The following is a 15,454-nucleotide window of genomic DNA, read 5'->3' as shown; positions in this document are numbered from 1 at the left end:
CTTCCACCAGCAATCGCTGCTCGACCATCACCATGCCCTCCTGCCCGCACAGTGAATCACTCAACCATCCTCATTGCCAGACGTTTCGCAGAGGAATCCGTTTACGGGAGGGGCATCCCTTCTTCCTCCCCTCCCGTAAACGGGAGGGGCCGGGGGAGGGCAGGGAGTCTCACCGAGACCAGCGCTCGCGGCTTTCCCTCCCCCATCCCCTCCCGCCTGCGGGAGGGGCGTGAGTCTCACGTAGCAATGGGTATTCCCCATTGACTTGGGGCCGCCCGAATCCTAACTCGGGCCTTGTACGGCGCGGTCCTCGCGTCGGGTACGCTTCCTTATCGACAGCCTCGTTTCGCCGCGATCATCGCCGACCGACGCCCTCCGACCATCCGGACCGATCATGCATCTGAAAGACCTCAAGAAGAAAACTCCCGCCGACCTCGTGCAACTGGCCGAGGAATTGGGGGTCGAGAGCGCGTCGACGCTGCGCAAGCAGGACCTGCTGTTCGCCATCCTCAAGGAACAGGCGGAGCAGGGCGACCAGATCATGGGTCTGGGCACGATCGAGGTGCTGCCCGATGGTTTCGGCTTCCTGCGCTCGCCCGAAGCCAATTACCTGGCCGGGCCGGACGATATCTATGTCTCTCCCAACCAGGTCCGCAAGCATGGCCTGCGTACCGGCGACACGGTCGAAGGCGAAATCCGCGCGCCCAAGGACGGCGAGCGTTATTTCGCGCTGACCAAGCTGACCTCGGTCAATTTCGATGACCCTGAGGCCGTCCGCCACCGCGTCAATTTCGACAACCTCACCCCGCTCTATCCCGAGCAGAAGCTGATCCTCGACCCCGCCGACCCGACCCAGAAGGACAAGTCGGCGCGTGTGATCGACATCGTCTCGCCGCAGGGCAAGGGCCAGCGCACGCTGATCGTCGCGCCCCCGCGCGTGGGTAAGACGGTGATGTTGCAGAACATCGCCAAGGCGATCACCGACAACCACCCCGAAGTCTTCCTGATCGTCCTCCTCATCGACGAGCGTCCGGAAGAAGTCACCGACATGCAGCGTTCGGTGCGTGGCGAGGTCGTTTCCTCGACCTTCGACGAACCGGCACAGCGCCACGTCCAGGTCGCCGAGATGGTGATCGAAAAGGCCAAGCGCCTGGTCGAGCACAAGAAGGATGTGGTCATCCTGCTCGACTCGATCACCCGTCTGGGCCGCGCCTACAACACGGTCGTCCCGTCCTCGGGCAAGGTGCTGACCGGCGGTGTCGATGCGAACGCGCTCCAGCGGCCCAAGCGCTTCTTCGGCGCGGCGCGCAATATCGAGGAGGGCGGCTCGCTCTCGATCATCGCCACCGCGCTGATCGACACGGGCAGCCGCATGGACGAAGTGATCTTCGAAGAGTTCAAGGGCACCGGCAACTCGGAAATCGTGCTCGACCGCAAGGTGGCGGACAAGCGCATCTTCCCGGCGATGGATGTCGGCAAGTCGGGCACCCGCAAGGAAGAGCTGCTGGTCGAAAAGGACAAGCTGTCCAAGATGTGGGTGCTGCGCCGCATCCTCATGCAGATGGGCACGATCGACTCGATGGAATTCCTGCTCGACAAGATGAAGAATTCCAAGACCAACGAGGACTTCTTCGACTCGATGAACCAGTAAGGGCAGGGGGCTTGGTCCCCCCCCGACGCTATGGATCGATGGGTTCGCCGACGGGAAATAGGCCCGTTTGCGAACCCATTTCGCATTTGGGGCGTTAGCAGGCCCGATCCCATCCCCTTTCGGGATCGTGCCGACCCAAGCACGGCACGGCCGCGTCGTTGCTTATCACGCGACGCGGCCAAACGGGGGTGGCGATGTCGCGAGAGCCCGCCAAACCACCCACCGTGCGTTCAGCCTGAGCGAAGTCGAAGGCCAAGGGAATTCGTTGCCGAAACGCGGGACGTGCACTTCGACTTCGCTCAGTGCGAACGGAGGTTGGTATGCCTAGGGTTCAGCCCTTACGGACGCGTACGTCCGCCGCCACCGGTACCCGGCGCACCGGCACCCGCACCGGGGGCGCCGACCGCGCCGATATTGCCGAACAGATCCTGGAAGAAGCCGCGCGAACGGCCCAGGGTCGGCGTCGTCTTGCCATAGGGCGAGATGTCCGCGACCTGGTCCAGCCCCGCGCGGCGGATCGTGGTGACGTTGCCCGCCTGGTCGAAGCTGATCTGCAAGGTGATCTGCGATGACGGATTGGGCAGGTTATAGCCCAGATTGCGGCTGTCGCGCGCGACATAATACCAGTCGGTTCCGCCGAACTGGCTGCTGATCGTCGGCGTGCCCAGCGTCTGGAGCACCGACTGGCGGTTATCAACACCCGGCTGGATCGCGTTGACGAGATCGACATCGACCACATAACCCTGATGCGACCGCAGGGGCGTACAGGCGGACGCGGCCAGGGCCATCGCCAGGCCGAGCCCGAGGGCACGGGTGGAAGAAACGCTCATCATCATCTCCGGGCCGGGATATCGGCCGCACAGGCGGGTATACAGGCGGTCGATCCGCTCGACCGTCACCCCCTCGATATGCCAAGGGAAAGGCGCATACAAGCAATTCGCGCGGGCGTTGGTCGCGCGACCAGAGAGGGAGGGGCGCATGGCCTGGGGCTGGCTGAAGCAGGGGATCGCGCGCTATTTCGGCCGCGACGGGGACGCGGCGCTGCCGCTCTATAATGCGGTGGTACTGCGCGCGCGCGAACCGCATTGGTATCTGGACGGCGCGGTGCCCGATACGGTCGATGGCCGGTTCGATATGATCGCGGCGGTGCTGTCGCTGGTCCTGATCCGGCTGGAAGCCAGTCCGGAGGGCGCGGGCCCGGCGGCGCGGATCACGGAGCGCTTCGTCACGGACATGGACGGGCAGTTGCGCGAACTGGGCATCGGCGACATCGTGGTCGGCAAGCATATCGGCCGGATGATGGCGATGCTGGGGGGGCGCCTGACCGCCTATCGCGACGGGCTGGCCGGCGGGGCGGAGGCGATGGACGCCGCGCTGGTCCGCAACCTGTATCGCGGCGAGGCTCCGACCGACCGACAAGCGGTTCCCCATGTTCGCGAGGCGCTTCGTACCCTACATGGACGGCTGGCGGACGTGCCGCTTGCCCGCCTGACCCTTGGAGAATTGCCGTGACCCCCGAATGGAGCCGCCCCGAAAAGATCGATACGATCGGCGAGCGAGAGAAAGCCGTAGCGATCGAGACCACCCGCGACGAACGCCGCGCGCTGGCCGGACGGTTCGGGTTGCTCTCGGTGGATGCGCTGACGGCGGAACTGGTCGTCCGGCGCGACGCGGCGGGCATAATGGTGACCGGCAAGGTGCGCGGTGCGGTGGTGCAGCCCTGTTCGGTGACCGGCGACCCGGTGCCTGCCAAGGTGGACGAGCCGGTTGCCTTGCGCTTCGTCGAGCCTTCCAGGCAGGGCGGAGACGAGGAGATCGAACTGTCCGAGGACTCGCTCGACACGATCGAGATCGAAGGCGGCACGATCGACCTGGGCGAAGCGGCGGCGGAGACCATGGCGCTGTCGCTCGATCCCTTTCCCCGCAGCCCCAACGCCGCCGCCGTGTTGAAGGAAGCGGGGGTTATCAGCGAGGACGAAGCCGGGCCCTTCGGTGCGCTGGCGGGCCTGAAGGCCAAGCTGGAAGGCAAGGGCTGACCCGTTCCTCCTCAGGCTTTGCTTGGGGAGGGGGACCGTCGCGGAACGGCGGTGTAGGGGCAAAACCGCGAATGCTCCGCGCATCACCGATCAAGAAAAATTACGGCGTATCCGGCCCCAGCGTCGGGTCCAGATCGCGCGGCCGGATGAACGCCACCAGCGTTGCGCTATGCGGCTGCGCCTCGTTCCACCGGTCGATGGGCAGCGTCATCTGCGCCACCGTCGCGGTAGGGTATTTATCCTCCACCCGCTCGCGCAATTCGCTGGCCAGCGTCAGGTCGAGGACCAGATCCTCCAGACCTGGGTTATGCCCGACCATCAGGACATGCTCCGCCGCATCGGGCAGCGCCTGGACCCGATCGAGCAGGCTGGCGGCCGAGGCGAGGTAGAGCGTCTTGTCCCACATCGGCTCCAACCGACGACCATAGCCGCCCCAGACCTCGTCCAGCGTCTCCATCACGCGGATAGCGGGGGAGGCGAGGATATGGTCGAACGTGATGTCCAACGACTTCAGATGCCGCCCGATCATCGCGGCGGCGCGGCGGCCCTTGGCGTTGAGAGGCCGATCGAAATCGCGCGAGACCGGATCGTCCCAGCTCGACTTGGCGTGGCGAAGCAACGTCAGCGTCTTCATCGGACCGGAAACTCCGTGGCGGCGGCTGGCAGGATGTTGCTTCCCCCATGCCCTATCGGCGCGTCGGTGGAAAGCCGCGCCGCTACGCGCGCGACCGCTTCGTCCAGCGTGACGCGGGCGATCGCCACCCCCGGCGGAAAGGCATCGCGCAACCGCGATGGCATGGCGGCGGACAGCAGCACGAAGGCGCCGCGATCGTCGGCGCGCCGGATCAGCCGCCCGAAGGCCTGCGCCATCCGCGCCCGCACGATCCGGTCGTCATAGGCGCTGCCGCCGCCCGCCAGCTTGCGCGCGGCGTGAAGGACGGTGGGCTTGGGCCAGGGTACGCCCTCCATCACCACCAGCCGCAGCGACGAGCCGGGCACGTCCACCCCGTCGCGCAAGGCATCGGTGCCGAGCAGCGAAGCCGACGGATCTTCGCGGAAGATATCCACCAGCGTGCCGGTGTCGATCGGATCGACATGCTGGGCGTGCAGCGCCAGCCCTTCGCGCGCCAATCGGTCGGCGATCCGGCCATGCACCCCGCGCAAGCGCCGGATCGCGGTGAACAAACCCAGCGTCCCGCCCTTCGCCGCGTCGATCAGCCGCGCATAGGCATTGGCAAGCTGGGGAATGTCGCCGCGCTTCACATCGGTGACGATCAGCACCTCGGCGCGGCCCGGATAGTCGAACGGGCTTTCCGCGACGAAATGGGAGGGCCCGCGCGCCAGATGCGGCGCGCCCGTCCGCGCCTCCGCCACGTCCCAGTCGCCCCCCGCGCGCAACGTCGCCGAGGTGACGAGCGCCCCATGCGCGGGCTTCAGCACGATTTCGGCAAAGGGGCGTGTAGGGTCCAGCCAGTGGCGATGGAGCCCGACATCATATTCGCGCCCCTCCACCCGGTCGACCGCCAGCCAGTCGACGAAATCGGGATCGACCGGCCCGCCGATCCGCGCGAGCAGCGACAGCCAGGCGGCGACCGTCTCCGCCCGCCAGGCGATGGAGGCGATCGCGCCCTCCACCCGGGCACGGGCTTGTCCGTCCAGCCAGTCGGGTGCTTCGTGCAGCACCGCCTCCAGCCGCTGGCCGAGTGTCACCAGCGGTCGCAGCAATGCGTCGAGTGCGTGTGCGGCGGGACCGGCGGCATCGATCAGTTCGGGCGAGGGATCGGCCAGTTCGGTTTCCAGACCATAGCCGGCATCACCCGGCTGTTCCGCACGCGCAAAGGCGAGGCCACGCACCGCCGCCAGCAAGGTTTCGATCGGTCCGAAAGGCTGCCCCTCGGCCAACCGCCCCAGCCAGCCTTCGCTCGCCAGCGCATGGGCCGCCTGTACCGCATCGCCGATCGCGCGGTTGCCACCCTCGTCATAGCTGGCGACATCGGACAGCCGCGCGGCAAGGCCCCGGCGTCGCCCGCGGGATCCGGCTTCAGGGCCCAATATCCAGCGGCGCAGTTCGATCGTCTCGGCACCGGTCAGCGCGGTCGCGAACATCGAGTCCGCCGCGTCGAACAGATGATGGCCCTCATCGAACACATAGCGGGTCGGTCGCGTCTGGGTCTCGCGCCCGCGCGCGGCGTTGACCATGACCAGCGCGTGATTGGCGATGACGATATCCGCCTGCACCGAGGCGCGCGCCGCCCGTTCGATGAAGCATTTCCGATAATGCGGGCACCCGGCATAGACGCACTCGCCGCGCCGGTCGGTCAGCGCCGCCGAACCGTTGCGCCGGAACAGGGTGGTCAGCCAGCCAGGCAGGTCGCCGCCAACCATATCACCGTCGCTGCTATAGGCGGCCCAACGCGCGACCAGTTGCGCCAGAACCGCCGCCCGGCCTGCGAACCCGCCTTGCAGCGCGTCCTCCAGGTTGAGCAGGCAGAGATAATTTTCTCGCCCCTTGCGCGTGACCACCCGTTCCTTGCGCAGCACGGGATCGGGGTAGAGGCGCGTGGTTTCGGCGCTCAACTGGCGTTGCAGCGCCTTGGTATAGGTCGAAATCCACACCGCGCCGCCCGCCCGCTCGGCCCAGAGGCTGGCAGGGGCGAGATAGCCCAGGGTCTTGCCGATCCCCGTTCCCGCTTCGGCCAGCACCAAATTCGGTGTGTCGCGCACGGCGCGTGGGGCGAAGGCGGCGGTCGCGGCGGCGGCATAGGCGCGCTGGCCGGGGCGCTCCTCCGCGCCTTCGCCGGTCAAATGGCGGAGTCGATCCTCGGCATCCTGTGGCGGCAGGTCGATAGTGCGCGGGGCGGGGCGGGGGGCGTCCTCCTCCCATTCGGGTAGCGCGCTGAACAGCCAGCGCTCGTTACGCTCGGGTCGGGCGAGGCGCGGACCGATCAGCGGAGCCCAAGGCCAGCGGAGCCGCGCAAGGCTCTGTGCGGCGGTCCAGGCGCCTTCACGTTCGGGCCAGGCGCCGTCCGGCAAGGCGAGCAGGGTCTGGGTAGCGCGGATCAGAAAGGCCGCGACGTCCGCATCGTTCTCCGGCGGCTCCAATCCGCAGGCACGGGCCAGACCATTCGGTGTCGGCACGGCGAACTGCGCGGGTCGCAGAAAGGCGAACAGCTCCAGCAGGTCGAGGCCGGACAATTCGGCATAGCCCAGTCGCTGTCCGATCAGCGGCGCATTGAGCAGGATGACCGGCGTTTCGGATGCCAGCCCGATTGCCTCGCCGCGCGATACCGCACGGGTTTGCTCCCCGCTCGAAATCCATACGCCGCTATGGCTGGCATGCAGGGCGGGGTGGGGGAGCGCGGTCACTTTCGGGATATCGGCCTGTTGGAACAGGATGGCAACGGGGTCCGGTCTCATTTGCTTCGCGGATTGGGGTCTTTCCCCCCATCCCCTCCCGCCTGCGGGAGGGGATGGGGGAGGGCAATCGCCAAGTCACCACCAAGCCGCTGTTCCACGTGGAACACCTACCCCTGTGGATAACCCCGTGCACAAACCGTGCATAACGCAAAACCCATTGTGCATCCCCGTCCGTGTTGCCAGAGGCAAAAGCATGACAGACGAACTTCGCTCCACCGCTCTCGACTCCAAGGCCTGGCCCTATGAGGAGGCTCGCAAGCTCCTCAAACGCTATCCCGACGGCAAGCCGGGTGGTGAGCCGATCCTGTTCGAAACCGGCTATGGTCCCTCCGGCCTGCCGCATATCGGCACGTTCAACGAAGTGCTGCGCACCACGATGGTCCGCAACGCCTTTCATGCGCTGTCGGACCAGAAGACGCGGCTGATCGCCTTTTCGGATGATATGGACGGGCTGCGCAAGGTGCCCGACAATGTGCCCAACCAGGCCATGCTGCGCGAGCATCTCGGCAAGCCGCTGACCCAGGTGCCCGATCCGTTCGAGAAGTTCGACAGCTTCGCCGCGCACAACAACGCGCTGCTGCGCCAGTTTCTCGACCGCTTCGGCTTCGAGTATGAATTCGCCTCCTCGACCGAATATTATAGCTCGGGACGGTTCGATGATGCGCTCCGGTTGGTACTGAAGCACTATCAGGGCATTCAGGACGTGATGCTGCCCACGCTACGGGCCGAGCGTCGCGCGACCTATTCCCCCGTCCTGCCGATCAGCCCCAGATCGGGCATCGTGCTTCAGGTGCCGGTCGAGGTGATCGACGCCGAAGCCGGACTGATCGCATTCGAGGACGAGGGCGAGCGGATCGTCCAGTCGGCGCTGGGTGGGCTGTCCAAACTGCAATGGAAGGTCGACTGGGCGATGCGCTGGGTCGCGCTGGGCGTGGATTACGAGATGGCGGGCAAGGATCTGATCGACTCGGTAACCCAGTCGTCCAAGATCGCCCGCGTGCTCGGCGGCCGTCCGCCCGAGGGCTTCAACTATGAAATGTTCCTTGACGAGCATGGCGAGAAGATTTCGAAGTCCAAGGGCAACGGCCTCAGCCTCGACCAGTGGCTGACCTATGGGCCGGAGGAGAGCCTGGCCTTCTTCGCCTATCGCGAGCCGAAGAAAGCCAAGCAACTCCACATGGGCGTCATCCCGCGCGCGGTGGACGAATATTGGCAGTTCCGCACCAACTACCCCAACCAGTCGCTCAAAGAGCAACTGGGCAACCCGGTGCACCATATCCATGATGGCAAGCTGCCCGATGGGGAATTGCCGGTGACGTTCGGCCTGCTGCTCAACCTGGTCGGTGTGATGGGCGAGGCGACCAAGGCGCAGGTCTGGGGCTATCTCGCCAATTATGTGCCGGAAGCATCGGCGGAGAAATATCCCGAACTCGACCGGCTGATCGACCATGCGCTGGCCTATGCCCGCGATTTCGTCGCGCCGACGCTCCACCGCCGCGCGCCGGAGCCGCATGAGGCAGATGCGTTGCGTCAGTTGGATACGCATCTGGCCGCGCTACCGGCGGGGGCGAGCGCGGAGGATATCCAGAACATCGTCTATGAAATCGGCAAGACCGACGCCTTCGCGTCGCTGCGTGACTGGTTCAAGGCGCTGTACGAGACGCTGCTAGGCTCGGCGCAGGGGCCCCGGATGGGCAGCTTCATCGCGCTCTATGGTGTGGATAACAGTCGCAAGCTAATCGCCGAGGCGCTGGCCAAGGCGGCGTAAAAGGGAAGGGGGGAGCGGTGGCTCCCCCCTTTTTCATATCAGCGGAGATGCTCCGCGAAGAACGCCATGGTGCGTTCGTCCGCCAGCCTGGCGGACTCGTCCGACCGACGCTGACCGAATTCGGTCGCGAAACCGTGATCCTCACCGGCATAATCATACAGCGTGACCTTGGGGTGATCGTCCAGCCCCTCGTGCATCCGCTTCTGCGCATCCTTGTCGACGAAGTGATCCTCCTCCGGAATGTGGAGCAGGACCGGCTTGGCGATCGCGTTCTTCTCGCCCAGCAAGCCGTCGATACCGACACCATAATAGCCGACGCTCGCATCCACATCGGTCCGCGCTGCGGTCATGAAGGCGAGCCGCCCGCCCAGGCAATAGCCGACGACGCCGACCTTGAAGTCCGCGCCATGCTCGTCACGGATCGCCTTGATCGTCGCCTCGATGTCACGAATACCGCCATCCTGATCGAACTGGCCCATCAGGTTGAGTGCCTGTTGCATCTCGTTGGGAATGTCCGGGTCCAGCTCGATGCCCGGGGCGATCTTGTGGAAAAGATCGGGGGCGATGGCCAGATAGCCCGCCTCGGCCAGCGTGTCGCATTTGCGGCGGATACCCGCATTCACGCCGAAGATTTCCTGGATGACGATGATGGCGGCAGTCGGCTGGCCCTCCGGCTCGGCATAATAGGCGTTGAACGAGGCCCCGCCGTCCGTGGCGGCGATGGTCTTGGTTCCGGTCATGCTGGTCTCCTGTGGTCGTCGCGACGATAACGTCTTATGCCTCGGTTGGTCGCGTGAGGAGAATGGCCAATGAAAGTGAATGTGGAAATCGACTGCACGCCCGAAGAGGCGCGTCGCGCCATGGGCCTGCCCGACCTGACACCGATCCATGAACGCTATGTCCAGATGATGCTCGACACGATGCAGTCGGGGGTGAAGCCCGAAATGGTCGAGGCGATGATGCGGAGTTGGGCACCGATGGGCGAGGCCAGCATGGCGATGTGGCGCCGGATGTTCGAGGGGCAGAAGGGCTGATCCTTCCCATGACCGACACGATCTTCGCCGTCTCCAGCGGACAGCCGCCCGCCGCCATCGCGGTGATCCGGGTGAGCGGCCCGACGGCCTTCGCGGCGGGCGAGCGGCTCGGGGGGCGCTTGCCCGAGCCGCGTATGGCGCGCCTGCGATCGTTGCGCGACGGTCAGGGGGCGGTGCTGGATTCGGCGCTGGTCCTGTGTTTCCCGGGACCGGCGACCGCGACCGGCGAGGATCTGGTCGAGCTGCATTGCCATGGCGGCCGCGCGGTGGTGGCGGCGGTGGAGCGGGCGCTGGCCGTACTCCCCGGTGTTCGCCGCGCCGAGCCGGGGGAGTTCACGCGTCGCGCGTTGCTCAACGGCCGTATCGATCTGGCCGAGGCGGAGGGGCTGGCCGATCTGCTCGAAGCGCAGACCGAGCGGCAACGGCGCGCGGCGATTGTGGCGGTCGAGGGGCGGGTCAGCCAGGAAGTACGCGGCTGGATGGATCGGCTGGCCGGTCTGTCCGCGATGATCGAGGCGATGCTCGATTTCGCCGAAGAGGATGATGTGCCGCTCGACGCGGCGGCGGTCGCGCGGATCAAGGATGCCATGCACACGCTCGCCATCGCTATGCTGGAGGTGGTGGAGCGGCCCCCGGTCGATCGGCTGCACGACGGCATAAGGGTGGTGCTCGCCGGGCCGCCGAATAGCGGCAAGTCGACCCTGCTCAACCTGCTGGTCGAACGCGAGGCGGCGATCGTCTCGCCGATTGCGGGCACGACGCGCGACCGGATCGAAGCCAGCGTGTTGCGCGGCGGGGTGGCCTATGTGCTGACCGACACTGCCGGGCTGGCCGAGGATACCGACGATGTGATCGAGGCCATCGGCGTCACCCGTGCGCAGGAGGCGATCCTTCAGGCCGATATCCTGTTGTGGATGGCAGATACTCCTTCGCCGCGCGCCGATGCGATCTGGCTCCATGCCCGGGCCGATCTGCCAGGGCGCGGGGCTTTGCCCGAGGGGCGGCGACTGGCGGTTCGCCGGGACGACCCTGCGGGTGTGGCAGCGGTGTGGGATGCGATTGCGGATGCCGCAAGCGGACTTCTGCCTCGCGAGGATGCCATCGGTTTCAAGCGGCACCAGCAGGACCAATGCCGACGCGCGGCCAATGCGCTGATCGGAGCGCCGACAGATGACGTGCTGTTGATGGCCGAAGAGTTGCGCATAGCCCGTCAGGCGCTGGCCGAAGTGCTGGGCATCAGTGCGACCGAGACGATGCTAGATGCTCTGTTCGGACGCTTCTGCCTCGGCAAGTGAGTGTTCCACGTGGAACGTCGCTCCACGGATCGCTTTGACGCTGACCCACGCTTCCGGTAGGGCAGGGGCATGTTTGATGTCGTAGTGATCGGTGGCGGTCACGCGGGAACCGAGGCCGCTGCGGCGGCTGCGCGCCGGGGAGCGCGGACGGCCCTTTTGTCCTTTGACCGTCATGGCGTGGGTGCCATGTCCTGCAATCCGGCGATCGGCGGGTTGGGGAAGGGCCATATCGTGCGTGAGGTCGACGCCTTTGATGGGCTGATCGGACGAGCGGCGGACCAGGGCGCGATCCATTACCGGATGCTCAATCGGAGCAAAGGAACAGCGGTCCAGGGTCCTCGCGTCCAGGCCGACCGGCGGCGCTATGCCGGGGCGATCCAGGCGATGCTGGCGGCCCAACCGAACCTCACCATCGTGGAGGGGGAAGCCGAGGCGCTGATCTTCGACGGCGACCGGGTTGCCGGTGTGCAACTGGGGGGCGGCACCATATTGTCGGCCCGCGCGGTGGTGCTGGCGACTGGGACTTTCCTTGGCGGGAGACTGTTCCGGGGGGACGAGCGGCATCTGGGCGGCCGGATCGGCGAACGCGCGGCGACGCGCATGGCCAAGCAGTTGCGCACGCTGGGCCTGCCCATGGCGCGGATGAAGACCGGCACCCCGCCGCGTCTCGATGGCCGTACGATCGACTGGGCCAAGCTGGACGAGCAGCCGAGCGACCTCGATCCGTGGACGATGTCGCCGATGACGGGCGTTCGCCCGTTGCCGCAGATCGCCTGTGCGATCACCCGGACGACCGAGCAGACCCATGCGATCATCGCGGCGGCCTTCCATCGTTCGCCGCTGTTCACCGGCGCGATCGAGGCAAATGGTCCGCGCTATTGCCCGTCGATCGAAGACAAGATCAAGCGCTTCGCCGACCGCGACAGCCATCAGATCTTCCTGGAACCGGAGGGGTTGGACGATCCCTTGGTCTATCCCAACGGCCTGTCGACCTCGCTGCCGACCGATGTGCAGGAAGCGATGATCGCTTCCATGCCCGGGCTGGAGCGGGCGGTCATCACGCTGCCCGGCTATGCGGTGGAATATGACCATATCGACCCGCGTGCGCTCGATGCCCGGCTGGCGCTGGGCGCGATCGAGGGCGTGTTCTGTGCCGGGCAGATCAACGGTACGACGGGCTATGAGGAAGCGGCGGGGCAGGGGCTGATCGCCGGGCTCAACGCGGCGGCCCATGCCTGTGACCTTGATCCGGTGATCCTCGACCGCGCATCCAGCTATCTGGGCGTGATGATCGACGATCTAGTGTTGCAGGGCGTGACCGAGCCCTATCGGATGCTGACCGCGCGTGCCGAATATCGGCTTTCACTACGCGCCGACAATGCCGAAACGCGGCTGGGGGATATCGCCGAGGCGATGGGCTGTCTGTCGCCCGAACGGCTGGCGCATCGGCGGCGGCGGCAGGAGCAGCAGACGATGCTACGCGAACGGCTGGCGGTGGTCCGTACCGCCTCCGATCTGGCGCGGAGCGGGGCGATGATCGCACAGGATGGCGCGCGCCGGACTGCTTATGAATGGCTGCGCTTCGATGGCGTCACGCTGGCGCATGTCGCGCCCGAGGCGGCGGAGGGATGCGATGCCGCCGTGATCGCCGAGATGCTGGAGGATGCGCGCTACGCCCCCTATGTTGAGCGACAGGCGGAGGAGGTCGCGCGGCTTCGCGCCGATGAGCGAATCCTGCTCCCTGCCACGTTAGACTATGCCGCGATCCCCGGTCTGTCGCAGGAGATGATCGACCGGTTGAGCCTGGCGCGTCCGGCGACCCTGGCGGCCGCATCGCGCATACGCGGCATCACCCCCGCCGCATTGTCGGCGGTGCTTCTCCACGCACGAAAGATGGCGGCATGACCGAAGACCAGGCCCGCGACTGGGTCGCCCAGCGTTTCGGGGAAGAAGCAGCCGAGCGGATCGATCATTTCCTCAGCCTGGTGATCGTCGAGAACGACCAGCAGAATCTTATCGCACCATCGACCATCCCGACCATCTGGGCGCGACATGCGCTGGACTCGGTGCAGTTGATCCCGCTCGCCGATCGCGCGGATGGGCAGTGGGTGGATATCGGGACCGGGGGAGGCTTTCCCGGCATGGTCGTGGCGCTCGCCTGGCCCGGCCGAATGGCGCTGGTCGAACCGCGCAAGCGGCGGGCGGACTTCCTTCGGGACTGCGCCGACAAGCTGGGGATCGCCGACCGGGTGTCTGTCCACGCCTCCAAGATCGAAGCCGTCGATGTGAAGGCGGATATTATTTCCGCTCGTGCCGTGGCGACAGTCGAAAATCTTTTGCGCGCGGCGGCACACTGCGGCAAACAGGAAACGCGGTGGCTGCTCCCGCGCGGCCGCCTGGACGAGCGCGAGATCAAGACCCTCAAGCGGCAATGGCGCTTCGTGTTTCACGTGGAACATAGCATCACCTCGGCGGACTCGTCGATCGTGATCCTCGACCGAGTAGGGGCCCGATGATCTGCGTTGCCATCGCGAACCAGAAGGGTGGGGTGGGCAAGACCACCAGCGCCATCAACCTCGCCACTGCCTTGGCGGCGACGGGGCTGCACGTCCTGCTGATCGATCTCGATCCACAGGGCAATGCCTCGACGGGTCTGGGAATTCCCAACAGCCAGCGGCTCTTCTCCAGCTACCACGTCCTGCTGGGCGAGGCGCGGATCGACGATGCGGTGGTCCATACGCAGGTGCCCCGGCTGGACATCGTACCCGCTACGGTGGACCTGTCGGGGGCGGAGCTGGAGCTGGTCGATTTCGAGAATCGGACGCACCGGTTGGATCAGGCGATGCGGCGGACGCAGGGCAATTGGGACATCGTCCTGATCGATTGCCCGCCCTCGTTGGGCCTGTTGACGATCAATGCGATGGTGGCGTCCGATTCGCTGTTCGTGCCGCTGCAATGCGAATTCTTCGCGCTGGAGGGGCTTTCGCAGCTTCTGACCACGGTCGAGCGGATTCGCGCACGGTTCAATCCGGGCCTCGCGATCCTGGGCGTGGCGCTGACGATGTATGACCGGCGCAACCGGCTGACCGACCAGGTGTCGGCGGACGTGCGCGCCGTTTTGGGAGGGGTCGTGTTCGATACGGTGATACCGCGCAATGTCCGGCTGTCGGAGGCGCCCAGCCATGGGCTGCCGGCGCTGATCTATGACCATCGCTGCGTCGGCAGTCTGGCCTATATCGCGCTGGCGCGGGAATTGATCGCCCGCCTGCCGCTCGGCACCCAGCCGGGAGCGGCGGCGGCATGAGCGGGGAGACGACCGCCAAGCGCCCACGTCCCGGTCTCGGGCGCGGTCTGGGCGCGCTGCTGGGCGATATCGCGCGGGAGGCGCCGATCCGGCCCGGTGACCAGCCGACGCCGGGCGGCGTGCGGATGTTGCCGGTCGGATCGCTGCAACCGCATCCCGACCAGCCGCGCCGTCATTTCGAGGAAGCGGCGCTCGACGAACTCGCCGCCTCGATCGCGGCGCGCGGACTGATCCAGCCGATCGTCGTGCGCCCACACGGCAAGGATTATCAGATCGTCGCGGGCGAGCGTCGCTGGCGCGCGGCGCAGCGCGCGCGGCTGCACGAGGTGCCGGTCGTCGTCCGTGATTTCGACGACGCCCAGACGCTCGAAGTCGCGCTGATCGAGAATATCCAGCGCCAGGATTTGAACGCCATCGAAGAGGCGCAGGCCTATCAGCGGCTGGCGGGCGAGTTCGGCCATACCCAGGAGGCGCTGGCCAAGATCGTCCACAAGTCGCGCAGCCATGTCGCCAATCTGCTCCGCCTGCTCGAATTGCCCGACACGGTGCAGAGCCAGGTCGTCAGCGGCGCACTGTCGATGGGGCATGCCCGCGCGCTGCTGGGCGCGGACGAGGTCGAATCGTTGGCCGATCAGGTGATCGCGCGGGGCCTCAGCGTCCGAGAGACCGAAAAGCTGACCCGTGAGGCCAAGGGCGGCGGTCGAAAGGGTACAACGGGCGAGCGGGGGGCGAGCAAGCCTTCGGGCCAGGATGCCGCCGATGCCGATATCGCGGCGCTGGAGGGGCAATTGGCCGATCTGCTCGGTCTGTCGGTGCGGATCGCGCATGGCGAGAAAGGGGGGACGATCACCCTCAGCTACTCGACGCTCGATCAGCTTGACATGGTGTGCCAACGGCTGACCGGTGAGGGGATTTGAAAGCGGGACGCCGGTCTGTTTCGCAGGCAGGC

Annotated in this window: 14 protein-coding genes; 10 read left to right on the top strand and 4 right to left on the bottom strand. The window is 66.4% G+C overall.

The window, feature by feature from the left end; genetic code table 11:
• The first annotated feature begins 394 nt into the window (after positions 1 to 394).
• A complete protein-coding gene (rho, locus tag SM191_RS13375) occupies positions 395 to 1,651 on the top strand; it encodes a transcription termination factor Rho (RefSeq protein ID WP_007405231.1) in 1,257 nt (418 codons plus the stop codon).
• Positions 1,652 to 1,989: 338 nt separating this feature from the next.
• Here rho and SM191_RS13370 read toward each other — a convergent pair whose 3' ends face one another.
• Positions 1,990 to 2,487 (bottom strand): outer membrane protein assembly factor BamE, encoded by a 498-nt coding sequence (locus SM191_RS13370; protein ID WP_307003032.1) that lies wholly within the window; start codon positions 2,485 to 2,487, stop codon positions 1,990 to 1,992.
• Between the two features lie 142 nt (positions 2,488 to 2,629).
• Between SM191_RS13370 and SM191_RS13365 the strand changes: the two genes are divergently transcribed.
• Positions 2,630 to 3,163, top strand: coding sequence for a ubiquinol-cytochrome C chaperone family protein (locus SM191_RS13365; RefSeq protein ID WP_341506625.1), 534 nt, complete (start codon positions 2,630 to 2,632; stop codon positions 3,161 to 3,163).
• On the top strand, positions 3,160 to 3,687 hold the full coding sequence (locus tag SM191_RS13360; RefSeq protein WP_306997196.1) for a YceD family protein: 528 nt from the start codon (positions 3,160 to 3,162) through the stop codon (positions 3,685 to 3,687). The genes SM191_RS13365 and SM191_RS13360 overlap by 4 nt, the downstream gene beginning before the upstream one ends.
• A 100-nt stretch (positions 3,688 to 3,787) precedes the next feature.
• On the opposite strand, the gene SM191_RS13355 is transcribed toward SM191_RS13360, so the two are convergent.
• The gene (locus tag SM191_RS13355) at positions 3,788 to 4,321 is read right to left on the bottom strand and encodes a SixA phosphatase family protein (protein ID WP_341506624.1); all 534 of its coding nucleotides are present in this window, start codon (positions 4,319 to 4,321) and stop codon (positions 3,788 to 3,790) included.
• The gene (locus tag SM191_RS13350; protein ID WP_341506623.1) at positions 4,318 to 7,104 is read right to left on the bottom strand and encodes an ATP-dependent DNA helicase; all 2,787 of its coding nucleotides are present in this window, start codon (positions 7,102 to 7,104) and stop codon (positions 4,318 to 4,320) included. The genes SM191_RS13355 and SM191_RS13350 overlap by 4 nt, the downstream gene beginning before the upstream one ends.
• Before the next feature lie 193 nt (positions 7,105 to 7,297).
• Here SM191_RS13350 and SM191_RS13345 point away from each other — a divergent pair, with 193 nt between their 5' ends.
• Complete coding sequence (locus SM191_RS13345; RefSeq protein ID WP_341506622.1) at positions 7,298 to 8,872, top strand: lysine--tRNA ligase; 1,575 nt, start codon at positions 7,298 to 7,300, stop codon at positions 8,870 to 8,872.
• Positions 8,873 to 8,910: 38 nt separating this feature from the next.
• Here the strand turns inward: SM191_RS13345 and SM191_RS13340 are convergent, their stop codons facing one another.
• Positions 8,911 to 9,612, bottom strand: coding sequence for a dienelactone hydrolase family protein (locus SM191_RS13340; RefSeq protein WP_341506621.1), 702 nt, complete (start codon positions 9,610 to 9,612; stop codon positions 8,911 to 8,913).
• 69 nt (positions 9,613 to 9,681) lie between these two features.
• On the opposite strand from SM191_RS13340, the gene SM191_RS13335 reads away from it, so the two are divergent.
• The 6 genes from SM191_RS13335 (at position 9,682) to SM191_RS13310 (ending at position 15,422) form a co-directional block, all read left to right on the top strand.
• Complete coding sequence (locus SM191_RS13335) at positions 9,682 to 9,906, top strand: DUF6489 family protein (protein ID WP_261268435.1); 225 nt, start codon at positions 9,682 to 9,684, stop codon at positions 9,904 to 9,906.
• Positions 9,907 to 9,914: 8 nt separating this feature from the next.
• The gene (gene mnmE, locus SM191_RS13330) at positions 9,915 to 11,201 is read left to right on the top strand and encodes a tRNA uridine-5-carboxymethylaminomethyl(34) synthesis GTPase MnmE (RefSeq protein ID WP_341506620.1); all 1,287 of its coding nucleotides are present in this window, start codon (positions 9,915 to 9,917) and stop codon (positions 11,199 to 11,201) included.
• A 69-nt stretch (positions 11,202 to 11,270) separates the two neighbouring features.
• The gene (mnmG, locus tag SM191_RS13325; protein WP_341506619.1) at positions 11,271 to 13,106 is read left to right on the top strand and encodes a tRNA uridine-5-carboxymethylaminomethyl(34) synthesis enzyme MnmG; all 1,836 of its coding nucleotides are present in this window, start codon (positions 11,271 to 11,273) and stop codon (positions 13,104 to 13,106) included.
• The gene (gene rsmG / locus SM191_RS13320; RefSeq protein WP_341506618.1) at positions 13,103 to 13,717 is read left to right on the top strand and encodes a 16S rRNA (guanine(527)-N(7))-methyltransferase RsmG; all 615 of its coding nucleotides are present in this window, start codon (positions 13,103 to 13,105) and stop codon (positions 13,715 to 13,717) included. Before mnmG ends, rsmG begins: the two co-directional genes overlap by 4 nt.
• Positions 13,714 to 14,505, top strand: coding sequence for a ParA family protein (locus SM191_RS13315; protein ID WP_306997216.1), 792 nt, complete (start codon positions 13,714 to 13,716; stop codon positions 14,503 to 14,505). Before rsmG ends, SM191_RS13315 begins: the two co-directional genes overlap by 4 nt.
• Positions 14,502 to 15,422 (top strand): ParB/RepB/Spo0J family partition protein, encoded by a 921-nt coding sequence (locus tag SM191_RS13310; protein ID WP_341506617.1) that lies wholly within the window; start codon positions 14,502 to 14,504, stop codon positions 15,420 to 15,422. The genes SM191_RS13315 and SM191_RS13310 overlap by 4 nt, the downstream gene beginning before the upstream one ends.
• The last annotated feature ends 32 nt before the right edge of the window (positions 15,423 to 15,454 follow it).

The organism is Sphingomonas sp. 2378 (assembly GCF_038084995.1).
GTDB lineage: Bacteria > Pseudomonadota > Alphaproteobacteria > Sphingomonadales > Sphingomonadaceae > Sphingomonas.
This window is presented reverse-complemented; position numbering and strand designations above follow the sequence as displayed.